This is a genomic window from Chlamydiales bacterium, from assembly GCA_031292375.1.
Taxonomy (GTDB): domain Bacteria; phylum Chlamydiota; class Chlamydiia; order Chlamydiales; family VFKH01; genus JARLHF01.
On record JARLHF010000016.1, the window covers coordinates 1 to 24,438 of the forward strand.

Genomic DNA, 24,438 nt, shown 5'->3' on the forward strand with positions numbered 1-24,438 from the left:
ATGTTACATTTACAGGGACTTGTGTTTGAATTTGCAATCCTTGCAACGACAATTCATGACATAATGCAGACTCATATACACTTTCAAGCAAACCAGGCCCTCCAAGCACCTTATGGACTTCAATAGCTGCTCCAATAATTTTATAAGACGGTGAACGCATCATAAATGATAAATCTCCGTGTCTCCGCGTCTCCGTGTTTTAACTATTCAAGTTATTGATTAGCAGATAGTTGAAAATCGAGCTGGCGTTATATTAAGAATTATTGCAATAAAATTACAAAAAGTCCTGCTGTCTCCAGGCTTCATAGAGCCCAATGGCTACACTGTTTGCTAAATTTAATGAGCGACCCTCTTTCATGGGAAGGCTGACAAAATGAGGGGCCCACTTTTCGTGGCATTCTTGTGGAAGACCACTTGTTTCTGAGCCAAAAATGAGGTGTGCGTTCTTGGAGTAGGCAATGTCTGTGTAGCGCTGTTTTGCTTTACTAGAAAAGAAATAAAAGGGGGTGTTATCTTTTTCTAAAGATTCGATATATTCTGTTAAATTATCGATAAATTCAACAGACACACCGTCCCAGTAGTCAAGGCCTGCGCGTTTTAACCAGCGATCAGATGTGCTAAATCCAAGAGGGCGAACGAAGATAAGGTCCGCCCCTGTTATTTTGCAGGTTCTTACAATATTACCCGCATTTTGTGGGATTTGTGGCCGAAAGAGAACAATCTTCACTTGTTCTCAGGCTCTTCCTTTGGAGGTGTTGCGCTGACAATTTCTACATCAAAGATTAAAAGTTTATTGGGAGGTAATTGGCCAGAAGTACCATATCCAAGATCTGGATGAATGAATAGAGTGCGTATCTCTTTTTCTTTCATACCAACAAGACCACTTGAAAAGCCTGGTATGGTTTGATCGAGGGGTAGGTTAATGGGCTCATCAGTGTCAAGAGAAGATCCAAAAATAGTTCCGTCAGCAAATCTTCCTGTATAGTGGATTGTGGGGGTAGAATGTGGTTTTACCTCTTCACCGGTCCCCTGCTGAATAATTTTGTATTGTAATTTTCCGGGAATAAGTTCCACAACACCTTCAGCTTTGGCATTTTCTTTTAGAAAGTTTTCTGCTTCTTGAAGGTTTTTGTCCGCAAGTTGGTTGAGGGATTGTTCTTGCAGAGCGAGTATGGAGGATTCATAAACATCTTCATTAAGAGGAGCTGATTTTTTATCGGTATATAAATTCATGCCTTGGATGATGCGAGCTATATCTAAATGCAATCCGGAATTGTCTAGGTTTTGCATCATATAGAATCCAAAGGCTTCAGAAACAAGGCCTGCATCTAGAGTTGGCTCTTCTTTGTTTTCATTAGGTTTTTCAACAGGCTCTGTACAGTATGCAAGAGATGAGCATAGTGTAATTATCAGAGCTGCAAGATAAGATAAGCGTCTTTTTAGCATAGTTTAAGTCCTATAATATTTATTCTTTTTCAATGCTTATTTTTAATTCATTAAGTTGTTTCATCAAAACAGTTGATGGTGCTTCCGTCATCAAGTCACATGCTTTTTGTGTTTTTGGGAAGGCAACAACTTCTTTGATGTTTTCTGTTTTTGTTAAAATCATAACGAGGCGATCAAGGCCAAGGGCAATTCCTGCATGGGGTGGTGTGCCATATTTTAGAGCTTCAATAAAAAATCCAAAACGTTCGGTAATTTCTTTTTCTGAAAGTTTCAAATATTTAAATATTTTTTCTTGAAGGTCACCGCTGTGGATACGTTGTGATCCAGAAGCAAGCTCATAACCATTTAAAACAAGATCATAGCTCGATGAGCGCATTTTCAAAGGATCTGTCTCAATTAAGTGTAGGTCATCAAGAGAAGGTGAAGTAAAGGGGTGATGCTCTGCTTCGATACAATTTTCTTCATCATTCCATTTGAAAAGAGGAAAATCTGTTACCCATAGAAATTCAAAGCGAGTAAAGTCAATAAGCCCTCGCTCTCTTGCAATACGTCTTCTTAAATGATCGAGTGTTTGGTTAACCTGTTTTTCATTTCCTTCAACAAGAAGTAATAAGTCTCCTGGCTGCATTTTACACTGTTCGATCAGTTTTTTTTGTATTGTTTCATCGAAAAATTTTGCAATACCAGTTGAGAGCCCCTCATCGGTGAGCTTTGTGTAATAAGTACCTTGAAGGCCAAATTTAGTTGCAAAGACAGCATATTCATCCAGTGTTTTTCTTGACAGGTCGTGACCAGAAGGGATACATATCGCTTTTATGATGCCTCCATTTTTTAGGGTTTCATGAAAGAAAGGAGCTGTTGAGTCTTTTGCAACGTCATCTAAGCGAATAAAGGGCATGGCAAAGCGCAAGTCGGGCTTGTCCGTTCCGTATAGTTCTTGGCATTCATGGAAAGTCATTCGTTTAAAAGTAGTTGGAACTTTTGTGTTGAGGCAGTGCATGAATACACTGCTAATTAGACCTTCTACAGTTTTAAAGACTTCTTCTGGCGTGACAAAGCTCATTTCTATATCAATTTGAGCAAATTCTGGTTGGCGATCGGCACGAAGATCTTCATCTCTAAAACAAGTGGCTATTTGAAAGTATTTATCTAGGCCTGCAATCATGAGAATTTGTTTAAAGATCTGTGGAGATTGGGGCAGCGCATAAAAGTGTCCATGATGCACTCTAGATGGCACTAAATAATCTCTTGCCCCTTCAGGTGTAGATTTTGCAAGTATGGGGGTCGTGATTTCTAAAAAGCCCAAAGAATCTAAAAATGTACGAATTGCAAGAGTTGCTTTATGTCGAAGAATTAGCTTATTTGCAATATCACCTCTTCTTAGATCAAGGTAGCGGTACTTTAGGCGTAGTTCTTCATTAACATCGATAGTTTCATCAGAAATAGAGAATGGTGGGGTCTTTGCTTTGGATAGGATTTCCAATTCTAAGACTTCGATTTCGATGTCGCCCGTTGCCATTTTGGCGTTATGCATGCCATCTTTTCGAAGAGAGACTTTGCCCTTTATGGAGATAACCCATTCAGAGCGAAGTTTTGAGGCGTTTATGCAAAGGTCTTCATTAACTTTTGGGTCAAAAACAAGTTGTGTGATACCGTAACGATCTCTTAAGTCGATAAAAATTAAGTTACCATGATCTCTTCGTCTGTGTACCCACCCAGATAATGTAACGAAAGTGTTTGCGTGAGATTTATTAAGCTCACTGCAGGTGTGAGTTCTTCTATAGTCAAACATAGGACCCTTCTATAATACTTAAGGTAATGATTTTAATTTTTGAATGAGGCAAGAGAGTGTAACAGTTTCTGTAGTATGTGTTTGCATTTCTTTTAGTTCTGCCTTATCGCAAAGCAGTTCATTTTCGCCAATAACAAGAGAATATTTGGCTTTAAGTGAATCTGCATAGCGAAGTTTGTCTTTAAGTTTTTTATCGCTAAAGTCCATTTCTGCAAAAATCCCATTTTGTCGCAGTTGTTTAAGGAGTGTAAAGCAGTATGTATTTGCAGATGCACCAAGTGCGATAATAAATAAAGTGGGGCCTTGGCGGACTGGAAGATACGCATTTTGTGCAATTAATGTTTGTAAAATGCGTTCAATGCCAGTTGCAAAGCCGACAGCTGGAAGATTTGGGCCCCCCAGAGTCTTAATGAGGCCATCATAGCGCCCGCCTGCTCCTATTGTATTTTGAGCACCAAGTTCTCCTGATGTGATCTCAAATACAGTTTTATTGTAATAGTCGAGACCTCTTACTAGCTTTGCATTAACATTAAAGGGAATGTTGAGCTGCGTAAGAAGATTGCAGATTTTTTCCAAGTTAGATTTGCACTCATCGTTTAAATAATTTTTAAGGGATGGCGCCTCCTCTAACAGAGCATGATCAGCAGGATCTTTTGAGTCTAGAATACGAAGAGGGTTAGTTTTAAGACGTATTTGACTATCTGGTGATAATTTGGCTGCAACGGGAGTTAAAAAATCTTGTAGGGCCTGTCTAAATGCTCCCCTGCAGTTAGAATCGCCAACAGAATTAATATGGAGTGTTAAATTTTTAAGACCTAAAGATTCATAAAGAGAATAAAGTAGGTCAATTATCTCTACATCCTGCTCTTCAGATCCATTTCCGATGGCTTCTGCACCAAATTGATGAAATTGGCGATACCTTCCAGCTTGTGGCCTGTCATAGCGAAACATGGGGCCTATGTAGAAGAGCTTGTGAAGAGGCGACTGTAAATGAAGCTGTTTTTCAATGAATGCACGCATTACAGAAGCAGTCATCTCTGGTCTAAGAGACATAGATCTGCCAGCTTTGTCTTCAAAAGTATACATTTCTTTAGAAACAATATCAGAACTATCACCAACGCCTCGTTGAAACAATTCTGTACGTTCAAAGAGTGGAGTACGTACTTCTTGAAACCCGTAACTTTTGGCAAGGGTGCAAATGGTTGTTTCCAAATAATTCCAAAAGCGTGATTGTCTCCAAGAAAAATTTACATCCGGCTCAACTGGCAGAATATCATATGTTCCCTTGGGGATGGCAATGCTCATAAATATAACTCAATTACTAGACAGGCAAGCAGGGGATTATAAAATGATTGCGATAAAGAGTAAAGAGCTCTTTTATACACAAACAATTCTTCAGCTTGTTTGTGTATATTAACCAAAAAGGGTCTGAACCTCCAGGTGTAAAAACGATGTGGAAGGGGATGGCAAGAATGGTAGATTTTGCCATTGCTTGGGAGGTTTTTGGAAGATGAAAAAATACTTGAAGAGTGCTTTTCAATTGGGAAAATTTGACTTATGGGTAATTAAGATGTGCATACGGGTACGTAAACTTTTCTGCATTTATGATGTGTATAGCTTTGTTTTTTCTTGCATAAAACTTTAATGAAAATTTACAGTCTGTGTATAAATCGTTGAGGTATAGATATGGCTGGTATTGTGAGAGAGTTAGATAGGATCCATTCTTTGTATGATTCAGGTTTCCTCTTATTAGATATAAAAGGTATACAGAAGAAGTTTGTACCGGATCAATGGTTAGACTACCTCGTTCAGATCATCCCATGCCACATGGCCTTAGAAGGGGGTGTTGTGCCCAAAATATTTTATCTTTTTAAAAATATAGACTTTAAAAACGAAGGAATCTTAATAGAAGAGGTCATTCTTGCGGGTCGTATTAAGGAATATTCACGTTCTAAAATTTCTGATGTACAAATTATTGCTGATATCAATGCTATTTTAAAGCGTGTATTATCAAGTCAAATACTCTTTATCTATCCCGAAGTCTATTGTGAGCCGGAAGCTTTTGAAGAAATTGTTGCCAATCTTAAGTCTAATAAAAATTTAATTTTTCAAGTAAGAGAGAGGATGGGGAAGCAGACTTCTTTCTATTTTGCTTGTCGGCAAGGTCGCTTATCTGTGATCAATAAATTAATCGAAATGGCTGAAGAAGAGGGAAGAATCGATTGGCTATTTCAGTTAGCTCAGGATGGAACTACAGCTTTGCACAGTGCAAGTATTTACCCTCACGTGGATGTCATGCGTCTCTTAATCAAACTAGCTAAGAGCAAAGGTCAAAATGAATGGTTGTCTCTAGAAGTAAGCAAAAAGACCTTAGCTGATTACAGAACCAAAGGAGTGATTTTTCACTTAGACCTTATGTTTCGGTTAATTGCTGAAGAGGAGGGGCAAGGAAGTACTTCAGAGATTCCTACTTCTGTTGAAAGGCCCATCTCTGTTGATGGATCTGTGATTAATGAAGCAAAACAACTAGTTACCCAGCATATTTTGTCGCAAGGAATAGTCCAGCGCTGTGACTGGAGTCCAGATGGTAAGGATATCATTTTTAAAGTAGAATGTTCCCCTTTTCCTCCTTCGAGGATAAGATTTGATTCGCCCTTACTTGAAGGAGAAACACTTATCCATCAATGGATTTATGGATATCAAGTATTTTGCCTTATTAGAAAAATAGACGGTCTGGATTATATAATTTTAAATCAGTTGGGAGAGGTGAAGCAGCGAGGCCCCATATCTTTTTCAGAAGATGTTCTCATTACGGATGAACTTGTTGAGGTACTTATAGAGGAAATGGTACCTAATTTTACTATATCGAGTAAGAGAGATATACAAGAAGGTGTTTCCTTCATGCCTCCCTCTTTTACATCTCGGAGTTGGTCTTGGGAAGATAAAAATGTGACTGTATTGGAGCACGACGATGAACTTATATGGCAGTTATTTGATAAAGCTAGGAGAACGACAAGTTATGCGCCTTTTGGTGTGGCATTTCTTTCAAATAACACATTTTTTGAAAGAAACTATTATGTGGACCGCTATACGATGGCAGTAAGAGATCGTGTAGATTTATCATTAGGAATAACAGGCTGTAAACATGAACCAAGAGAACCTAAAAATTTCAAATCAATAACTACAACTGTTGAAGGGTTTCACACAGCATTATTTCGAGAAGAATGCTCTCAACAAGAGAACATCCGTATACAGAAGATATATAAGGCATTATCTCATTCTCCGTGTCCAGTGAGTGATTTTAATGCATTGCCTTCTGTGTCGGATTATAACCGTTTTTTCATTGAATTTTTAGGTAATTTTTCCTTGGAGCATGTAAACACGTCTGTAATCAATCACCCGTTGTGTTCTATTCTTTTAAAGCCTACTCTTGTCGCTTCTAGTAAATTAGATCCAACGAGGCCTATCGATAATAATATGTGGGTTGTTTCTTTGGTTAATACAGATAAAAAACATTGGTATGGACATGCGGCGATTATTATCGAAACTATGGAAGAGGGGCAATACTGTATGTATAAAGCTCATTTGAGACTTAAGGATCGTCCTACCAAAACAATACCACTTAATACAGCACCAGGCCTTGTGGAGCATATAAAAATAGATTCGCCAGATCAATTTAGGTGTGAAGAGAGGGCAGATACCTGGCATGTTCGTAAATCTGATGTAGCACGTATGAGAAGCTTTATACAGGAACAAATTGTTCTTCAAGAACAAGGCGATGTTGCTGTTTTTTTTAATGCAAGGGGATCTAATGCAGCACTTGTGGATGCAGAAAGAGAAGTTGGAAGTAGTTCAAGACCTGTAGAAAATTGCATTACATGGGCAAGAGGAGTATTATCGCAGGCAAACATATGGCTAGATGATGGTGGAATGTTATTTACTGCCCCTGTAGAATATAGGAATGGTGCTAAATCTTATCCTAAAGATCTCGAGGATACGTCTCGCTGTATTCTCTTATAATTTAACAAGAAAAGAAGGTGTTTATGGCTCATGGAGCATCTGGAAGTAATTCTCGACCTGCAGTAGTAGATGTTGGTTTTTTAAGGCGTGCTATGAAAGATCGTGCCGATAGAGCAGTTGATCGGGTCGTTCCAGCAGTGACTACGGTAGTAAAAGATGGAGTTAAGTTTTCTTTGGATATTGCAGGAACTGCAAGTGTAGCGGCAGTGAGCGCGGCTGCGGAGTCTTCCCTGCCTGGAAGCGGGTGTGTGATGGCTGCGTCTATTAGTACGAGTGTAGAAGCAGCAACTAATTCTTCCATGCAGGCAGTGGGTCCTTCGATAGGCTCATCGATTGTTAGTGTTGCAGAAACTAGCAAAAAAGTGCTTCATAAGGTAGTGGATAGCCTTCCAGATTCTTCTTTTAGGTAGGGTGTGATAGTGTTCCTGCAAAAGATCCTATTCGATGGAAAGGATCTTGGGGGCAGATCCCTCAAAATGCCCAGGAGAAGGCTTTGAGTGCAAAAAATGCTCAAGGTATTTCATGAGATATCTGCTCCTTTTTGGGAATGGCTCTATTTTGAGTAGGCATCAACGGCATTGAAGATGGGATCAAGGTTTTTAGCAGAAGATAAATCTTTAGGCTGCAAGCCTGAAATCCCGATGATGAAGAGAGAGAGTTTCTCTGTTGGATATGTGCGGTAGGCGCCGCTTATGGCAAGTTTTATTTCAGGATCTTTTGAGGCGTTATAAACCGTGGTAAGTGCTGTTTGATTGGGAATATTGATGTCGGATCTTGGGTATGCTGCGTATAATTCACTAGCAGTATTGTACTTGAGAGGATTGATATTTCGCTCTTTTAAAGAGAGAAGTGTTTTTTGAATTGCTTGTGCCAGATCTACTTCTGGAGTACTATTAGGGCTATTTAAATTTTGATAAGTTTCGCCTGTAAAGTAGGAAGATCCATTAAACAATAAACCAGAGGCCTCAGCTTGCAAGCGTGGGCTACTTACTTGTCCTTCTAGTTCTATAAATTTCTGCGTAACAGCTCCATTGAGATCATTTCTTGTAATGGAGTTATTGGTCTGGGCTTGAACATTTGTAGCGAGCATGAAGATTATGCAAGATAAAATTTTATTTAATAGCATGTGATTTTCCTTGTTTGGATATATTTCACTCTATAGAAAATAAAAATTATTTTTCAATGATCAAGTGTTTATGTATAGCTTGCATATTGAGTTTAATGCTTTTAGGGTTGATAGGAATAGATGCTTTTAGTTTTTTAAGTAAGGAAGATGAGAGGTAAGTTTCCAATTTAGAGTCAATTACGAGCAATAGAAAAAGTTCTAAGTGTTCATAAGTTGTAGGGTTAATTTCACTAAAAACATGATCTAGTTCTTGTTCTATAAACTGATGCTGTTCTTTCTCTGCTAAGGCATATGCATCCATGCAGTGGTTGAAAAGCTTTGTAAAATCTGTAAGTGTTTCTGTTTGATTTTTTTTTAGTAGAAAAGATAGGTCATTGTCTGCTTGTTTGAGTGAGTCGGTACGTGTCTTTGCAAGGGCCTTTAATGTTGTTGCAAGCTGATGATAGCCAAGTGGAGCATTTGATAGCAGGAGCTTTTTTTTATTTGCAGCGTGAGATTCTGAATAATTTTGGATGATAGGAAGTGTATTTTTTTGATTGGTATTGTAAAGGTAGAGTGCACTGCAAATAAAGATAGCAAAGGCTACTGGAATCATTAATTTAGAATGCCATGATGGTGATGCTTTAGTTGGTATGTCATAAGATTCAGCAAAAAAAGAGTTCTCAGAGGGAGATGGAGTGTCTGCTGGGCATTTAGATGAGTTTATATTGACAGAATGAATTAAATGAATAATTTCTTCGTCGGAAAATTTTTTTGGGGATTGGTTCTTGCTAGACATAATTTTAGGGGTAAAGATTTCTTGCATTTAGATTAAACGATTAGAAGTTTTTTTGTTAGCCAAAAACCAAATTTTCAATCTATTTGGGTATAGACTTCTTACAAGAAGTTTAGTAATCTTTACGTATAAACCAAGTTTAAGAAGTGGTGTTTTGATATGTTGTATTTTTTAGGAGTGTGAACGTGAGTACCGTATGGAATGTCTTCAAGCCAGCACCGCACCTAAAAGAAATTCAAGACGAGGAAATTGTAAAAAAGCAATACAAGTACTGGCGACTTCGTATATTTTATACGATGTACATCGGGTATGCTTTTTACTATTTTACAAGAAAGAGCTATACTTTTGCCATGCCAGCCCTTATGGAAAACTTGGGCTTTGATGAGAGTCAGCTTGGCTTTTTAGGTACGGTTCTTGCCATAACCTATGGGGTTAGTAAATTTACAAGCGGTATTCTTTCAGATAAGTCAAACCCTCGTTTTTTTATGGGGATAGGACTTATTCTTACAGGTGTTATGAACCTATTTTTTGGTATGTCTTCTTCCCTCTTCTTCTTTGCTCTTTTTTGGGGGCTGAATGGGTGGTTTCAAGGTTGGGGATGGCCTCCTTGTGCAAGGCTTTTAACTCATTGGTATTCGCAGAAAGAAAGAGGAACTTGGTGGGGGCTTTGGAATTCAAGCCATAATATTGGTGGATTTCTCATACCGTTTATTGCAGCCTATGCAGCCCAGTTGTGGGGCTGGCGTGCTGCTATGTTTATTCCTGGCTGTATGTGTATTTTGCTTGGCTTTTTTATTATCAATCGTTTGAGAGATACGCCACAGTCTTTAGGACTTCCTCCCATTGAAAAGTTTCGTAATGACTATCCAGGTAGGCGCGAAGATGTGGTAGAAAGAGAGTTGTCGGTAAAAGAAATCCTTGTCGAATATGTGTTAAAGAATAAGTACATTTGGGTTTTGGCTATCGCGTACTTTTTTGTTTACGTGATTAGGACAGCTATTAATGATTGGACAGCGTTATTTTTAGTAAAAGAAAAGGGATATTCGCAAATTGGTGCTGCAGCTTCAGTTTCTCTTTTTGAATTGGGTGGTTTTCTAGGTGGTCTTACTGCTGGTTGGTCATCTGATAAAATATGCGCAGGAAAAAGAGGGCCTATCAACGTTCTTTTTACTTTAGGGGCTTTGGTAGGAGTTTATTTATTCTACAAGATCCCAGCGGGTTTTCATTTATTAGGATATACACACTGGGATGCTACAATGTTGTTTATCATTGGGTTTTGTATATTTGGCCCACAAATGTTGATAGGTGTTGCAGCAGCAGAGCTTTCGCATAAAAAAGCAGCAGCAACATCAACAGGCTTTGTTGGGTGTTTTGCTTATCTTGGGGCTGCATCAGCGGGTTTTCCAATAGGTATTGTGATTCGCGATTGGGGCTGGGTAGACTATTTTACCATTTTAAGTGTTTGTGGCTTGATTGCAACACTTGTGCTTATGCCGCTTTGGTCTATTAAAATAAACCCTAAAGCATGACTAGAATGGATTGGGTCCCTCTTCATGTTCACTCACAATATTCTATATTGGATGCAGCAGCATCTGTTAAGGATATAGCCGAAAAGGCTGCAGCTTATGCCATGCCAGCTGTTGCTTTGACAGATCATGGAAATCTTTTTGGAGCAGTGGATTTTTTTAAAACATGTAAGGGGGTAAATGTAAAGCCTCTGATCGGTTGCGAGGTTTATGTTGCTCCTTCATCCCGCTTTGAGAAAGCAAAATCTTCATTTGGAAAAACAGCTCATCATTTAGTTCTTATTGCAAAAGATTTAGAAGGTTATCATAACCTCTGTAAATTATCGTCTATAGGATATTTAGAAGGCTTTTATTATCATCCACGCATCGATAAGCAAGTTTTAAAACAATTCTCTAAAGGGATTATTTGTTTGTCGGCTTGCTTGAGTAGTAGTGTTGCAGAAAAAGCGTTACATTCTAGTCATGAAGAGTTAATACAGGAAATTAGTTGGTTTTCAGATTTATTTAAGGAGGATTATTATTTAGAGATTCAGCGGCATCGAATGAGTGATGAGAACATTCTTATAGATGGTTTGGGAGAAGAAACGTGGCTTTATCAAAACTATGTTGATTTTATTGAGAAGCAAGAAAAAGTAAACACCCTTCTCATAGAGGCATCTAAAAAGCTTGGCATTCCACTTGTTGCTACAAATGATAGTCATTATATAGATCGTGCAGATTGGAAAGCTCATGAGATCTTGTTAAATATTGCTTCAGGAGAAACTTGTGAAATATGGGAGAGGGATTCTCTTGGAAATGCAAAAAGGTGTGTTCCGAATCCAAAAAGACGCGTATATCCATCTCATGAGGTGTATTTTAAGTCACAAGAGGAGATGGGAGAGCTTTTTCATGACGTTCCGGAAGCCTTGTCAAATACATTGCTAGTTGCTAACAAATGCAATGTAGAGTTGGATTTTAAAACTAAACATTACCCTATTTATATTCCGCCAGATTTTCATGATGGCTTTACTAAGGAAGAGCAAGCAAAGTCGGTGGCTTTATATTTGAAAAGCCTTTGTGAAGAAGGTATTGTTAAAAGATATGATATAAAAAAATTAGAGAAAGTAGCTGAACAATACCCTGAAAAAGATCCTTTACAAGTTGTAAGGGATCGTTTGGCTTATGAACTTGATCTTATTATATCTAAGGGAATGAGTGATTATCTTCTCATTGTGTATGATTTTATTAATTGGGCAAAGTTAAAAGGCATTCCAATGGGGCCTGGAAGGGGCTCTGGAGCTGGATCTATCGTTTGTTACTTGGTGGGTATTACTGATATTGAGCCTTTGCGTTTTAATTTGTTTTTTGAAAGGTTTATTAATCCCGAGCGTATCTCTTACCCTGATATTGACGTGGATATTTGCATGGATAGACGCTCAGAAGTGATCGATTATACTTTACAGAAGTATGGCAAGGATAATATTGCTCAGATTATTACTTTTGGTACAATGAAAGCAAAAATGGCAATCAGGGATATTGGTAGAGTGCTTAATATTCCGCTTTCTAAGGTAAATGAGATTGCCAAATTAGTTCCTGAAGATCCAAATATGACCTTAGAAAAGGCCTTAGATACTGATCCAGATCTTTATAGGCTTTCTCAAGAGGATTCAGATGCAAAACGAATTATCTCCCTTGCAAAAAAGTTGGAAGGCTCGATTCGCAATACAGGTATCCATGCAGCTGGTATCATTATCAGTGGGGATCCGCTAACAAACCATATTCCACTCTGTAACGCTAAAGATTCTTCTATTGCGGCAACGCAATATTCTATGAAGCCAGTAGAGCTTGTAGGTATGTTGAAGATAGATTTTTTAGGTCTTAAGACGCTTACATGTATTCAAAAAGCCGTAGATTCTATCGCAAAGTATAAAGGAGTTAAAATTGATTGGGTTAATTTGCCCTTAGATGATAAAGGAACATTCTCTCTTTTGAATCAAGGTAAAACATTGGGCATATTTCAGATGGAATCTGGTGGAATGCAAGAACTTGCAAGAAATTTGCACCTTGACAAGTTTGAAGAGATTATTGCGGTTCTCTCGCTCTATCGTCCAGGCCCTATGGATATGATACCCTCTTTTATTAATCGTAAACATGGTAAGGAAGAGATTGAGAGCGATCATCCTTGGATGGAAGAGATTTTAAGAGAGACCTATGGAATTATGGTCTATCAGGAACAGGTCATGCAAATAGCTCAGAAGCTTGCAAATTATTCTCTTGGCGAGGGAGATGTTTTACGCCGTGCTATGGGTAAGAAAGACATGGCTGAAATGGGTAAACAAAGAGAGAAATTTGTTCAAGGGTGCTTTAAAAATAATATTGATACAGAAACAGCAATGCGCATTTTTGATAAGATGGAGAAGTTTGCAGCCTATGGTTTTAATAAGTCTCATGCTGCAGCCTATGGGTATTTGACATATGTAACAGCCTATTTAAAAGCCCATTATCCAGAAGAATGGATGGCAGCCCTTATGACCTGTGATAGAGATGATGTTACAAAAATTGCTAAATTTATAAGGGAGTGTCAATCGCTTTCTATTGATATTTTGCCCCCTGATGTCAATGAGGCTGAAATTGAGTTTGTTGCAGCTGCTTCTGGAATACGTTTTGCAATGACTGGAATTAAAGGCATAGGTAGTGCGGTTGTTGATGCTATTATTCAAGAGCGTGCGCAAAAAGGTGTGTACACTAACTTCTACAATTTCTTTAAACGCATCGATATGAAGCGTGTGGGAAAAAAGGCCATAGAAAGCCTGGTAGAAGCTGGAGCTTTTGATTTTACTAGATGGCAAAGAGAAGCTCTTAAAGAAAGTATTGAGCCTATGTATGAGTCAGCTTTAAAAGAACAAAAGGATGCAAAAAAAGGTGTGATGACCTTTTTTTCTTTGCTTGGTGATACAGAAGAGCAGCATTTTTTGGCTGAGCCTGCTATACGACAAAAGCTTTCTAAGTTGCAAGTGCTAACTAGAGAGAAGGAGTTGCTAGGATTTTTCTTAACAGGCCATCCTATGGATACCTATAAAGATATTTTAAGGCGATTGGCGTGTGTTTCTTTAAGTGAAATTGAAAATATGCCGCATGATACAGTGTTTCGTTCCGCATTTATTTTAGAATCTGTTCAGATACGCACCGCGCAAAAAACACAACGTAAGTTCGCAATTACTGAAATTAGCGATGGAATAGATCGCTTTGAAATGCCCATATGGTCGGACTTATATGAAGAAAAAGCACATCTTCTTAAAGAAAATCAGCTACTGTATGCTGTTTTACAGGTGGATAAAAGGGAAAGTGCGTCAAAAATTTCTTGTCGTTGGTTTGATGATTTAACAAGCGTAAAAGAAGAAACAATACTTGCATGTGACTTAGCCTATGATAAGGCAAAAGCTTATATTACCAAAGGTTTTGCTTCTAAATCCAAGCCACAATCGGTATCATCTAAAGAAAAAAATGAACCCTCAAAATTAGTAAAGCCTATGAAAGTAGTTATTAATATAGATATGATTCGTCTAAGCCATATCTTACAAATAAAAGAATTGTTTCGCTCGTCAGCAGGTAGTATGTCTGTACACATAGACTTTCAAAGAGATCATAAAGTGGTTGGAGCTCTTTTTATTGATTCTTCTTGGGGAATCACAGTGAATGATCAATTAATTAAACAATTAGAGCAAGTGTCGGCAGTAGTTCGTGTGGAAAGTCATTGATTTATTTTGCAATTAACGCTTTAGCAAGGGATAATGCTTACCAATCTAGTCTTTAGGTTGCCAGTAATTAAGAGTTGAAATGATGTTGGGATGATAGTGGTGAGTATGCAATTTTTTAAATCATTAATATTTAGTGCCTTAGTGATTTGTTGCGCTTTGGTGGAGATTCAGGCAGATACCCCTTTAAATAGTGATCTACAAGAATCTCAAACTAATAATATTCAAAGCAATGACGTTCAAGGTGTTCCTTCGCAATTATTTGCAGGTGGAATCTACGAAAAAGGATGCATGGCCTATAATGATAAAGATTGGGGACGAGCAGTAGCTGCCTTTGTTGAATTCATTCATCGTTATCCCAATGCGTCTATGGCGAATGATGCAAGGTTTTATTTAGGTATTTCTTATTTTGAGCTTTCTGATTATGAACAAGCTAATAAGGCATTTTCTGCATATTTAAGGGATAATTGTACGCCAAGATATTTTGAAGAGGCTTTGCGCTATAAATTTTGTATAGCAGAAAAGTTTCGTATGGGTGCATGTAAGCATCTTTTTGGTTTTAAAAAGCTTCCTCAGTGGGTTTCTGCGGAAAAAGAGGCCTTAGATATCTATGATGAAATCGCAACAACGTTGCCAAATGATGATATAGCCGTACTTTCACTGTATAGTAAAGCAGTTCTTTTGTTACAGATGTGTAATTTTCGTGAAAGTGCAGAAGAGTTTCAAGCTGTGATTAGGCGTTTTCCAAGGCATCCTGTGGCACCTGCAAGTTATTTAGGAGTCTCTTGTTGCTACCTAAAAGAGAGTAGTCTGGAAGCAAATAATCCTGACTTATTGGCCCTTGCTATTCTTAATCTTAAAAAATTTAGAAATGATTTTCCAGGGGATCCTAGAATTGAAGTTGTAGAACAGCAATTTTGTCAAATTGAGGAGTTGTATGCTAGTGGCTTTTATGAAATGGCGCAGTTTTATGAAAGAACAGAGTATTTTCATGCAGCATACATTTATTATGCAACGACAGTAAGAGAGTTTCCTGGCACATCTTATGCTCGTCTTGCAAGAGAAAAAATTGAAGAATGGCAAATACTTTTTGGTCCAAAATCTCCGATAAGGGATTAGGCTTCCTGTGATGAAGCTTTTGTTATTTTTAGTAGTGGGATTATTTTTTTGCTCTTGTGGATATAGGCTTGGAAGCTCTTCTTGTCTAGACACAAATAAGACAATCATGATCCCCTATGTTCGAGGTGATCTAGATGGGACTTTTACGCAAGAGCTTATCAAACAAGTTAGTAGAACCACAGAACTTAGATATGTATCATCTTGTGCAGATTATATTTTGTGTGTGACTTTTGTAGATAGAAAAGAAGACGCCATAGGCTATCGCTATGAGAGAACGTATGAAAATCAGCTGGGCAAGAGACTTGTTGCATCAGAGGAAAGAGTAACACTTATTGCAAAGGTAGAACTTATGGATTTTAGGACAAAAAAAGTTATTGCCGGTCCTTTTTGTATTGCAGATAGTATAAATTACGATTTTGCTCCCGAAACGAGCCCGCAAAATGACACAACATTTTCGCTTGGTCAATTGGATTTTAAGCCAGCAGCTGTGGATGCAGCCAGAGCTCCACTCCATCGTAGTTTAGCCAAAAAAATTGTTGATTACCTTGTATATGCTAGTTTTTAGCTTGACAGACATGTTTCTTTGAGATGAATATGGATCTTTCTGACATAAGGAGAGGAAAACTTGCAGTTTGTAGCTTCTTTAGAAATGCTTCCTAGTATGCTTGAGCTTATAAATGCTCAATTAAAAAAAATGGCATGTACAAGTAAAGAAAGACATCAAATTGAAGTTTCTGTTGAAGAAGCGCTTGTAAATGTGATTAATTATGCATATTGCGAAAGTCCCGGTAAAGTTGAGATTGTCTGCATATCTCCTGCGTTAAATCAAATAGAAATAGTAATTAAAGATTGGGGAATTCCCTTTAATCCCGAGACCTTTGCAAACAGAATTCAGAAAGATCTGTCTCTTGAAGAGAGAAAAGTAGGGGGGCTTGGCGTCTATTTTATGCATCAACTTATGGACGCTGTCTCCTATAAAAGAGAAGGCGGAGCAAATATTCTGACGATGGTCAAAAAAATTAATCCTGAATATCTGGCTGATAAGAAATTTTGTCCATGATGCTCTCGTTTTCTTTGATTTCTTCTAAAAAGGCATTGAGCGTATTTAAAACAATTTTTGATGAGTTGTAAACTCCAGATGCAGAGAATACAAGCTCAAGCTTTGGTTTTTCTTGTCGATTATTTGCTATCAGAACATAAGTGGTTGTAGATTTTTCTGTAAGGTGGGGAAGAATCCAGATAATAAAATCTTGATTAAACAAAGTGAGCTTTTCATCTGTTTCTACCATATAAAAAGGATCAGTACAGGATGAAAAGAGAAGATGATGGTCTAGGAGATGAACATCCAATAAGTTGAGCGAGTTGAGTAAGTCTAAGTTAATTTCAATCATACCGTCGGGCATCTGTTCATTTAAATGATTGATAAATTCTTTAAATGTAGTTTCTAATTCTACTGGGTCTAACATATGGTTTACCTATATTCTCGTTAACCTTATTATCCTTACTTTTTTCTATCTATAAAGAAAGATAGCTGTTGAGTCAAATAATATTTTTAACGAATTTTGTTTAGGTTGAAGGAATGTATATTATTCAATGGATTAGAATTTTTTCTATAACCCTATTTTTCTGTTTTTATCAGATTGCCTTAGATGCAAAAATAGTTTTAAAATTGGCTCAATGTACGGTTGTGTCAGAGTCTGCTATTTTGATAGATGCTGATAGTGGAGAAATTCTCTTTCAAAAAAATGCATCAAAGCCTTGTTTTCCAGCAAGTCTTACAAAGATTGCAACAGCTCTTTATGCATTAAAGGCAAAAAAAATAGAGCAAAATACTTTAATAGAGGCTTCTCAAAATGCGATAGGTACTATAACTCCTGCTGCAAAACGTAAAAATAATTATAAGTTCCCGTCATACTGGATTGAGACAGGCTCGACTCACATTTCGATTTGCAAAGGAGAGAAACTTTCTTTTAAAGATTTGCTATACGCAGTGTTGATGGGCTCTGCAAATGATGCATCTAATGTATTGGCAGAATATGTGGGTGATGGTTCAATTGATAAATTCATGAAAGACTTGAATCTGTATTTGAAAAAAATAGGATGTAAAGAAACTTGTTTTTTAAATCCTCACGGTTTGCATCACCCAAAGCACCAAACATCAGCAAGAGATCTTGCAATTATGGCAAGAAATGCGATGAAGATACCGCTATTTGCCGATATTGTATGTAAAAAGAGTTATGTATGTAAAGAAACGAATGAAAAACCTTGTCGTAGTCTTGTTCAGCGCAATTCTCTTCTTAGAGAAGGATCTGACTATTACAAATATGCAATTGGGATTAAAACAGGTTATACATTAGATGCGGGCCCTACATTGGTGGCTGCTGCTAAAAAAGATGGTCGCACTTTGATTGCTGTTGTGCTTCTTTGTAAAAAAAGAAGCAATGCAAACCAAGATGTTATTAAGTTATTTAACGCAGGATTTGCATTGTAAGAAGCGCTTGTGTATACACAAACAAGTTCAAGAATTGATTTTTGAGCTTGTTTGTGTATATATACAAAGTTTAAGTTAGTAACCTGAGTTTTGAGTTTAAATGACTCAAGGTTAGAGGGGATTCTGGATAAATTTTTAATCATTTTTGAAAAGTCCATATTTAAAAACTATAAACGAGCAAAAAAGATTGAAAAGTTGCCAGAAGATCCCTAAGATTGAGTAATTTAAACCCCAAACTCAGGTTAGTAGTGGTGTAAAATAAATGCGTTTTTTTGATAGCCTTTTTGTTTCTTTAAGTGGTTTTCTTTCTTGTGCTTTAATTGCATGTATTCACGCGGATCCCTTAAATTGCTCTGTTTCAGCCGAATCTGCTATTTTAATTAACGCGGATACAGGAATGGTCCTTTTTGAAAAAAATGTATCCGCACAACATTTTCCAGCCAGTATTACCAAAATTGCAACAGCTCTTTATGCATTAAAGCAAAAGCCAGAGGAGTTGGATACAAAGCTTGTAGCAGAGCAAGATGCAATTGGCTCTATAACGCCATCAGCGAAGAGAAAAAACAATTATAAGAAACCTGCATATTGGATTGAAACAGGCTCAACACACATTGGAATCAAAAAAGGGGAAGAACTCCCTTTTAGAGACCTTTTGCATGCCATATTAGTTGCATCCGCAAATGATGCATCTAATATTGTAGCTCAATATATTGGTAAGGGGTCTATAGAGCATTTTATAGAAGGTTTGAATGCTTATTTAAAGGAAATTGGATGTCAGGAGACTCATTTTTTAAATCCACATGGCCTTCACCACCCTGACCATAAAACATCAGCGCGTGATATGGCTCTTATTGCAAGAGAAGCTATGAAAATTCAGCTTTTTTCAGAAATTGTTGCCAAAAAAAATTATGTATGCGCAAAAACTAACAAGCAGCCGGCAAGACCTATTGCTCAATCAAATTTATTGTTAAAAAAAGGCTCTTATTATTATGAAAAGGCAATCGGAATTAAAAATGGTTACACATCAGATGCAGGGCATACATTAGTTGCTGCTGCAAGAGAAGGAGATCGAACTTTGATAGCCGTAGTGCTTGCATGTAATGAGAGGCAAGAAACTTGTCAGGATGTGATTACATTATTTAATGCAGCCTTTTCTGAAGTACCTGTAAAGCAATCTATGTTAAAAAAGGGATTGCAGCAGCACCAACTTGCAATTGAAGGAGCTTCTTCCTTGCTTCAAACATATCTTGTAAATGATTTTGAGCTAGAATATTTTCCTTCAGAAGAACAGGATGTTAAAGCTATTTTGCAATGGAAAAATGAGCTTATTTTACCGGTACATGAAAATGATCAAGTAGGAAGTATTTTATTGTACAGAGCGGATGATAAATTGATTGCGGATATACCTCTTCTTGCGTACAGCGATGTTAAACCCTCATTTTGGTTTTCATTAAAAAGTAAGCTTGGAAAATTAAGTGAGTGGTCTGTTGTTGCACGAGGAACATTGTTGCTAGGGATTATATCTGTAATAACGGGTGTTTTTTGGTGGCTTAAGGGTCGCAAAAGGTTGAGGTATGAAGTTAAATGAAATGACGCCAAAAGACTGGGCGTATATGTTAGAAAAGGTTAGTGTTAAATCTTGTGGACATAAGAATCTGCCAGCAGATAAGAAGAGCTTTTCTCATGCCTGTCTAAGCTATATAGGGACTAAGGAAGATGATATAGAATTGTTTGAAGCAAGCTGGGGGCACGATCATAGCATTATCGTAGAAGATGCACGCCGTGCCATGAAAAAACGCGGGTATAAAAAGATGTGTTTTGAGCAGATCATCCGAGTCAGCAGATGGATGGTTTTAAAAGAGTTTGATCCAGTTTCTGAAAGGAGTATTACAGCTTCTGTACGCCACCTTAAAAGGACAAAATCGAATAAATTCAAGCATAAAATAGGCCATATTTTTGTAAGAACGCTTAATTGTATCGGACGTCTTTGTCATATTCAGAAATTTCAAGAGCCCTTGAATAAGGTTGAGCTGCAAAATGCAAAAGAGGCAGTGATCTATGATAGCCTTCAAGGATTTGGCATAACGCATGCGGAATGGTTTTCTCAAGAATTGGGAAGTGCAATTAATGAGTTTGTGAATAAAAGAGATAAGAAGACAAAGAGAACCCTTAAAGAGCAGGCAGAAGAGAATTTTTCAGAAGAATTGCAAAAAAAATTTGCAGCTCATGTTAAGAAATCACTTGCTAGTGAAGAAGAGATAAGTAAAAAATGGATAGAAGTATTGCAAGATTGCTTGTCAGCAAGTAATAAAGATTCATCAAGGACTGATACTATTTTTGGATTAAGTTCTCTTTATACACAATGTGTTCTTCTTGTGCGCGGGCTTCTTGAAGAGGAACTTCCAAGAGGGCATAAAATAGTATTACAAAATAGACTTGAAACTAATCAAGTCTCTATAGGGGGCAAGCAAGAATACCTCGATGTTAAGATCCAAAGACCCATCGATGTATTTGATTCAATAGCTCTAAAAGATGCTGTATCTAAACCACTTATAACAATTACTACAGAACTTTCTTGTAAGATTTACTTGGAAGACCATCGACTAAAAATTACTGATTTTAGCCTTAAATTCAATTAAATACATTTCTATACACAAACTAATTCTTAAACTTATTTGTGTATATTTAAGTAACATGAGCTAAGTAATTCAAAAAGAGCTAAAAACTCATTGAGGGATAATTCTTCAGGTCTTGAAAGAGGATTTTTTCCAAGTTTTTCTAAAGCCTCCATTATATCCTTGGAGGAATAAAGTGAACTAAGAGATGCTCTCATCATTTTGCGTCTCTGTCCGAAGGCTGTGCGGGTAAGTTTGAAAAATGCTTCTGTGTTAATGTTTGGAGCTTCTTTTAGATTGAGTACTACAACAGCAGAGTCTACTTTAGGAACTGGATAAAAGCATTTTCTACTGACTTTAAAGCCATAAACAGGAGTTGAATAAAAATTCAAAAATACTGTGAAAGAAGAGTAGTCTGCATTTCCAGGATGTGCAACAAAGCGCTTTGCAACTTCTTCTTGTACCATGACGATGATCGTAGAGAAGTAGGAATGCATGGGAATTACTTTGGCAAGTATGGGCGTTGTAAGGTGATAGGGAAGATTGGCGATGAGTTTTGCTTTTTTTCCCTTTTTTAAATGTTTTTCTAGGACATTTTCGATAGGAAATTTTAAAATATCATCCTCAAATACAGTTAGTTGAAGATGCTCTGTTTGCAGCCTCAAGAGTTCTTTTGCAAAGATAGGGTCCTTTTCTACTGCAAGTATGCTGGCTTTTGTTTGTAAAAGACTTTCGGTAAGGGCTCCTGGGCCTGGGCCAATTTCTAATATAAGGTCATCTTTATCGATGTTGCCAAGAGCTACAATCTTTTGTAGAATATTTGCATCGATTAGAAAATTTTGTGAAAGGCTTTTTTTTGCAAAGACGCCAAGACCGTCAAGAAATGTTCTAAGTTCCGAGGGTTTATATAGAGGCATTGGGCTAGTTTAAGGTAAAGGGTTCAAACCCTTCTGGAATCATCGACTTGAGGTATGTATCGTCAATTCCAAAACGTTTACGCAGCTTCTTGCGATAAAGTGCTGTCTCTTCTTGGATCGCCTGGTCTAGAAGAACGTTTTTAAGTTGTTCTTCAACTTGAGCCAAGGGAACTACTCCAGAAGGCGTATATTTAGTAATATAGAAGATGCGATAGAGTGCTTGTTTGTTACTTCTACTTACCTGAAAAGCTGGTTTAGAATAAGTGTTGGGAGCAAGCTCTGTAAGAGCGCTTTTATAGGTGTCTGAAAGTTCTTTAAATGTACTATGCATTTCTTCAGAAACGCTTACGGTTGTATCTTGAGTTAATAAGTGGCTTTTATTTAGGGTTGTAGCAAGAGAGTCTAGAGGGGTATTGTCTTGAGAAAGTAATTTATAAGTAAGTTCAGCAACAGCTGAGCCCTTTAGTTGGTTTGGAGCTTTAATGGAGATGACGCGATAATCCCATGCCCTTTCTATGGGGTGCTCTTTATTATAAGCCTCGTAAGCTGCTTTAATTTCTTTGGGTCCCACACGATTGAAAGCGTGCACTTGCGCCATCGAATAGGTCATGCGCTTTGTTGTAATATCATTTTGGACCATCTTAAATACTTCTTGGTAGGTAAGATCTAGTTTGTCAATGTTGACAACGACATTAGGGCCAAATATAGCTTCTATTTCTTGTCTTACATCCCCTTCTGATACAGTAATCTTTACCTCTTTGGCATTTGCAAGAATAAGCTCTGCATCGATCATCTCATCTAACATATGAGACCAATTAACTTTGAAAAATTGATAGCGAGCTTCTGTAGAATGAGCATATTGAGGAAATTCTCTGTAAAAGATGAAATCCATCTTTTTCATGAGGTCATAAACAGAAATAGCTTTGCCATTGATTTTTGCAAGAACAATGTTGTTAACAGTTAGCTCAGGAACCCTTTGAGAGGGCATCATAGATGCTGCATTTAGTGTCATAACAAATAGGGAAATAGATGCGAGTAAAATAAGAACTTTTTTCATCTTAATCCTTTGTGCAAAGTCCAGGTTGCGAGTTTAACAGAAGAGACTCTTTTTTTTGAAATAATACTGCATAAAAACCATCCATTCCATTGAGAGTTGGAAGTGACTTAAAAACAGTTCCTACCTGCACAATAGGATAAGTCTTTAAAAAGTGCTCTGTTTGCAGTTCATTTTCTTGTTTCAATAAGCTACATGTTGCGTAAACAATAAATCCGTGGGGTTTTACAAAACTGAGGGCCTTTTCAAAAATTAGACGTTGTTCTCCAAGTAATAAATTAAAATTATTTTTTGAAAACCTCCATTTCATATCGGGATTTCTTCTAAGCGTTCCTGTTCCACTGCAAGGGGCATCTACTAAGACCCAGTCCATCTTTTTTTTGAGTTTTTTTAGGTAGGTATCATCTGATCGAATAATTTGACCATTTTGGATCCCTGCGCGCTTTAGACGCTGCTTTGCTTCTTGAAGCGCCTTGGGGCGCACATCGTGTAAATAGATTTGGCCCTTTCCTTGCAATTTATGTGCAAATCCAAGCGTTTTGCCTCCAGAACCTGCACAATAGTCCAATACAAGATCTCCAGGTTTTGCTTGGATCATTTCTGCAATGAGTTGGCTTCCCTCATCTTGCATTTCAAAAAGACCATTTTTAAATTCTGGCATGGAGAAAAAATGGACTTTTTCATGAAAAGTAATGCCTAAAGAAGATACTTTACAAGGGGATAGATTGTGCGTCTCTTGCCAAGATTGTAGTAGTTTATCTCTTGTAGTTTTTAAAGGGTTGATCCTCACAGTAGTAGGTGCTCTTGTATTACAAATTTTGCAAAGAGAAAGTGTATTTTTACCATAGCTCTCTTCAATTAGTTGAAAGAGTTCTTTTGGAAAACTTGCTTGAATGTAAAGGTCAAGGGAGTGTAATTCTGTACTGTCAAAAGGAGAATATTTTTTATAAGTGTAGTAGCGCTCTTCCCAAGAAGAGGAATTTTTAGATAGATGGTCGAGTAATCCTTTCCAGCGCACTAATGAATAGGCTAAATCGCTGATTTCAGCACGATCTTTTGAGCCAAGAGCCCTGTTGTCTTTAAAATAAAAACTAATATATAGGTCGAGGGGGTAGTGTGTACCTTCAAACCCATTAAGAAGTTGGATAAGATGATGTTCTCGAAAGGCTTGAAAGCTTGATTTTTGTGAATGAATTGCCATATGGGCAACTATTATAACACATTATTTTTTAAAAGAGCAAAATATTTTTGTGGAAAAAAATCTTATTAACTATATAAAAGAATATTTCCAGAGGAATTAAATTTTTTAGGAGTTATTATGGAATCAAATACTTGTCAAAGTTCTTGTAAAAGCCATTGTGGACGCAGTATTGCGGTATTAATTGGTAGGGTCTTGATGGGTGCTGTGTTTATTATTGCAGCAATTTCTGTGTATAGCAATTGGCAAACTTTTATTAAAGCAGTTGTAGACGTAGGATTGCCCTTTCCAGCAGTTGCGCTTTCTATTGCGATTGTGCTGAAACTTTTGGGTGGTATTAGCTTATTAATTGGTTATAAGGTTCGCCTTGGAGCTTTGCTTTTGATTATTTTCATCGTTCCTGCAACACTTCTTTTTCATCATTTCTGGAGTGTCGGCCCAGATCAAGTCATGCAATCTGCGATGGATTTTTTTAGAAATGTATTTATTTTAGGGGCTCTTTTGTTCGTTAGCGGCTGTGGTGCCAGTTGCTGTAGCATAGATACTGCTTGCTGTAAAAGTAAATGAATAAAATTAGGTTTCCTAATTAATGAAGCATACTTTAAGATTTTGTTTATTCTTGATC

Annotated in this window: 21 protein-coding genes; 11 read left to right on the forward strand and 10 right to left on the reverse strand. The window is 37.3% G+C overall.

The window, feature by feature from the left end; translation table 11 throughout:
- Positions 1-274 precede the first annotated feature (274 nt).
- The 4 genes from P4L16_02590 to hisS are packed head-to-tail and all read right to left on the reverse strand — an operon-like array spanning position 275 to position 4,543.
- Complete coding sequence (locus P4L16_02590) at positions 275-727, reverse strand: tRNA (cytidine(34)-2'-O)-methyltransferase (protein ID MDR3624011.1); 453 nt, start codon at positions 725-727, stop codon at positions 275-277.
- Positions 724-1,446 carry an FKBP-type peptidyl-prolyl cis-trans isomerase gene (locus tag P4L16_02595; GenBank protein MDR3624012.1) on the reverse strand — a complete coding sequence of 241 codons (723 nt, stop codon included), beginning with the start codon at positions 1,444-1,446 and terminating at the stop codon, positions 724-726. The genes P4L16_02590 and P4L16_02595 overlap by 4 nt, the downstream gene beginning before the upstream one ends.
- 19 nt (positions 1,447-1,465) lie before the next feature.
- The gene (gene aspS / locus P4L16_02600; protein ID MDR3624013.1) at positions 1,466-3,238 is read right to left on the reverse strand and encodes an aspartate--tRNA ligase; all 1,773 of its coding nucleotides are present in this window, start codon (positions 3,236-3,238) and stop codon (positions 1,466-1,468) included.
- An 18-nt stretch (positions 3,239-3,256) separates the two neighbouring features.
- Positions 3,257-4,543 carry a histidine--tRNA ligase gene (gene hisS, locus P4L16_02605; GenBank protein ID MDR3624014.1) on the reverse strand — a complete coding sequence of 429 codons (1,287 nt, stop codon included), beginning with the start codon at positions 4,541-4,543 and terminating at the stop codon, positions 3,257-3,259.
- 381 nt (positions 4,544-4,924) lie between these two features.
- Between hisS and P4L16_02610 the strand changes: the two genes are divergently transcribed.
- Positions 4,925-7,258 carry a hypothetical protein gene (locus P4L16_02610; GenBank protein ID MDR3624015.1) on the forward strand — a complete coding sequence of 778 codons (2,334 nt, stop codon included), beginning with the start codon at positions 4,925-4,927 and terminating at the stop codon, positions 7,256-7,258.
- A 23-nt stretch (positions 7,259-7,281) separates the two neighbouring features.
- Complete coding sequence (locus P4L16_02615) at positions 7,282-7,668, forward strand: hypothetical protein (GenBank protein MDR3624016.1); 387 nt, start codon at positions 7,282-7,284, stop codon at positions 7,666-7,668.
- A 143-nt stretch (positions 7,669-7,811) separates the two neighbouring features.
- On the opposite strand, the gene P4L16_02620 is transcribed toward P4L16_02615, so the two are convergent.
- The gene (locus P4L16_02620) at positions 7,812-8,348 is read right to left on the reverse strand and encodes a hypothetical protein (protein ID MDR3624017.1); all 537 of its coding nucleotides are present in this window, start codon (positions 8,346-8,348) and stop codon (positions 7,812-7,814) included.
- A gap of 82 nt (positions 8,349-8,430) precedes the next feature.
- Positions 8,431-9,189 carry a hypothetical protein gene (locus tag P4L16_02625; GenBank protein ID MDR3624018.1) on the reverse strand — a complete coding sequence of 253 codons (759 nt, stop codon included), beginning with the start codon at positions 9,187-9,189 and terminating at the stop codon, positions 8,431-8,433.
- Positions 9,190-9,344: 155 nt separating this feature from the next.
- Between P4L16_02625 and pgtP the strand changes: the two genes are divergently transcribed.
- The 5 genes from pgtP (at position 9,345) to P4L16_02650 (ending at position 16,598) form a co-directional block, all read left to right on the forward strand.
- The gene (pgtP, locus tag P4L16_02630) at positions 9,345-10,688 is read left to right on the forward strand and encodes a phosphoglycerate transporter protein PgtP (protein ID MDR3624019.1); all 1,344 of its coding nucleotides are present in this window, start codon (positions 9,345-9,347) and stop codon (positions 10,686-10,688) included.
- Between the two features lie 5 nt (positions 10,689-10,693).
- Positions 10,694-14,422 carry a DNA polymerase III subunit alpha gene (gene dnaE, locus P4L16_02635; protein ID MDR3624020.1) on the forward strand — a complete coding sequence of 1,243 codons (3,729 nt, stop codon included), beginning with the start codon at positions 10,694-10,696 and terminating at the stop codon, positions 14,420-14,422.
- A 105-nt stretch (positions 14,423-14,527) separates the two neighbouring features.
- On the forward strand, positions 14,528-15,538 hold the full coding sequence (bamD, locus tag P4L16_02640; GenBank protein MDR3624021.1) for an outer membrane protein assembly factor BamD: 1,011 nt from the start codon (positions 14,528-14,530) through the stop codon (positions 15,536-15,538).
- A 10-nt stretch (positions 15,539-15,548) separates the two neighbouring features.
- Positions 15,549-16,103: an LPS assembly lipoprotein LptE gene (gene lptE, locus P4L16_02645; protein MDR3624022.1), complete on the forward strand. Its 555-nt coding sequence runs from the start codon at positions 15,549-15,551 to the stop codon at positions 16,101-16,103.
- Positions 16,104-16,163: 60 nt separating this feature from the next.
- Positions 16,164-16,598, forward strand: a complete 435-nt coding sequence (locus tag P4L16_02650) for an ATP-binding protein (protein ID MDR3624023.1) — start codon at positions 16,164-16,166, stop codon at positions 16,596-16,598.
- Here P4L16_02650 and P4L16_02655 read toward each other — a convergent pair.
- Positions 16,558-17,004: a hypothetical protein gene (locus tag P4L16_02655; protein MDR3624024.1), complete on the reverse strand. Its 447-nt coding sequence runs from the start codon at positions 17,002-17,004 to the stop codon at positions 16,558-16,560. The two genes, P4L16_02650 and P4L16_02655, sit on opposite strands and share 41 nt — an antisense overlap.
- A gap of 113 nt (positions 17,005-17,117) precedes the next feature.
- Between P4L16_02655 and P4L16_02660 the strand changes: the two genes are divergently transcribed.
- The 3 genes from P4L16_02660 to P4L16_02670 all read left to right on the forward strand — a co-directional run bounded on the left by P4L16_02660 (position 17,118) and on the right by P4L16_02670 (position 20,668).
- Positions 17,118-18,029: a D-alanyl-D-alanine carboxypeptidase gene (locus P4L16_02660; protein MDR3624025.1), complete on the forward strand. Its 912-nt coding sequence runs from the start codon at positions 17,118-17,120 to the stop codon at positions 18,027-18,029.
- A gap of 262 nt (positions 18,030-18,291) precedes the next feature.
- The gene (locus P4L16_02665; protein MDR3624026.1) at positions 18,292-19,617 is read left to right on the forward strand and encodes a D-alanyl-D-alanine carboxypeptidase; all 1,326 of its coding nucleotides are present in this window, start codon (positions 18,292-18,294) and stop codon (positions 19,615-19,617) included.
- Positions 19,604-20,668: a hypothetical protein gene (locus P4L16_02670; protein MDR3624027.1), complete on the forward strand. Its 1,065-nt coding sequence runs from the start codon at positions 19,604-19,606 to the stop codon at positions 20,666-20,668. Before P4L16_02665 ends, P4L16_02670 begins: the two co-directional genes overlap by 14 nt.
- Positions 20,669-20,700: 32 nt before the next feature.
- On the opposite strand, the gene rsmA is transcribed toward P4L16_02670, so the two are convergent.
- Genes rsmA through P4L16_02685 form a run of 3 tightly spaced genes read right to left on the reverse strand, consistent with a single transcriptional unit; the run spans position 20,701 to position 23,816 of the window.
- Positions 20,701-21,561 (reverse strand): 16S rRNA (adenine(1518)-N(6)/adenine(1519)-N(6))-dimethyltransferase RsmA, encoded by an 861-nt coding sequence (gene rsmA / locus P4L16_02675; GenBank protein ID MDR3624028.1) that lies wholly within the window; start codon positions 21,559-21,561, stop codon positions 20,701-20,703.
- Positions 21,562-21,565: 4 nt separating this feature from the next.
- Entirely contained in the window at positions 21,566-22,618 is a 1,053-nt protein-coding gene (locus P4L16_02680; GenBank protein MDR3624029.1) for a SurA N-terminal domain-containing protein, read from the reverse strand.
- A 1-nt stretch (position 22,619) separates the two neighbouring features.
- Positions 22,620-23,816: an RsmB/NOP family class I SAM-dependent RNA methyltransferase gene (locus tag P4L16_02685; protein MDR3624030.1), complete on the reverse strand. Its 1,197-nt coding sequence runs from the start codon at positions 23,814-23,816 to the stop codon at positions 22,620-22,622.
- A 117-nt stretch (positions 23,817-23,933) separates the two neighbouring features.
- Between P4L16_02685 and P4L16_02690 the strand changes: the two genes are divergently transcribed.
- The gene (locus tag P4L16_02690; GenBank protein MDR3624031.1) at positions 23,934-24,380 is read left to right on the forward strand and encodes a DoxX family protein; all 447 of its coding nucleotides are present in this window, start codon (positions 23,934-23,936) and stop codon (positions 24,378-24,380) included.
- The last annotated feature ends 58 nt before the right edge of the window (positions 24,381-24,438 follow it).

Bases quoted from the DNA above. Each gene is read 5' to 3' on its own strand.
- P4L16_02595 (MDR3624012.1), bottom strand. From the start codon at position 1,446: ATGCTAAAAAGACGCTTATCTTATCTTGCAGCTCTGATAATTACACTA.
- aspS (MDR3624013.1), bottom strand. From the start codon at position 3,238: ATGTTTGACTATAGAAGAACTCACACCTGCAGTGAGCTTAATAAATCT.
- hisS (MDR3624014.1), bottom strand. From the start codon at position 4,543: ATGAGCATTGCCATCCCCAAGGGAACATATGATATTCTGCCAGTTGAG.
- P4L16_02610 (MDR3624015.1), top strand. From the start codon at position 4,925: ATGGCTGGTATTGTGAGAGAGTTAGATAGGATCCATTCTTTGTATGAT.
- P4L16_02615 (MDR3624016.1), top strand. From the start codon at position 7,282: ATGGCTCATGGAGCATCTGGAAGTAATTCTCGACCTGCAGTAGTAGAT.
- P4L16_02620 (MDR3624017.1), bottom strand. From the start codon at position 8,348: ATGCTCGCTACAAATGTTCAAGCCCAGACCAATAACTCCATTACAAGA.
- P4L16_02625 (MDR3624018.1), bottom strand. From the start codon at position 9,189: ATGCAAGAAATCTTTACCCCTAAAATTATGTCTAGCAAGAACCAATCC.
- dnaE (MDR3624020.1), top strand. From the start codon at position 10,694: ATGGATTGGGTCCCTCTTCATGTTCACTCACAATATTCTATATTGGAT.
- bamD (MDR3624021.1), top strand. From the start codon at position 14,528: ATGCAATTTTTTAAATCATTAATATTTAGTGCCTTAGTGATTTGTTGC.
- lptE (MDR3624022.1), top strand. From the start codon at position 15,549: ATGAAGCTTTTGTTATTTTTAGTAGTGGGATTATTTTTTTGCTCTTGT.
- P4L16_02655 (MDR3624024.1), bottom strand. From the start codon at position 17,004: ATGTTAGACCCAGTAGAATTAGAAACTACATTTAAAGAATTTATCAAT.
- P4L16_02660 (MDR3624025.1), top strand. From the start codon at position 17,118: ATGTATATTATTCAATGGATTAGAATTTTTTCTATAACCCTATTTTTC.
- P4L16_02665 (MDR3624026.1), top strand. From the start codon at position 18,292: ATGCGTTTTTTTGATAGCCTTTTTGTTTCTTTAAGTGGTTTTCTTTCT.
- P4L16_02670 (MDR3624027.1), top strand. From the start codon at position 19,604: ATGAAGTTAAATGAAATGACGCCAAAAGACTGGGCGTATATGTTAGAA.
- rsmA (MDR3624028.1), bottom strand. From the start codon at position 21,561: ATGCCTCTATATAAACCCTCGGAACTTAGAACATTTCTTGACGGTCTT.
- P4L16_02680 (MDR3624029.1), bottom strand. From the start codon at position 22,618: ATGAAAAAAGTTCTTATTTTACTCGCATCTATTTCCCTATTTGTTATG.
- P4L16_02685 (MDR3624030.1), bottom strand. From the start codon at position 23,816: ATGGCAATTCATTCACAAAAATCAAGCTTTCAAGCCTTTCGAGAACAT.
- P4L16_02690 (MDR3624031.1), top strand. From the start codon at position 23,934: ATGGAATCAAATACTTGTCAAAGTTCTTGTAAAAGCCATTGTGGACGC.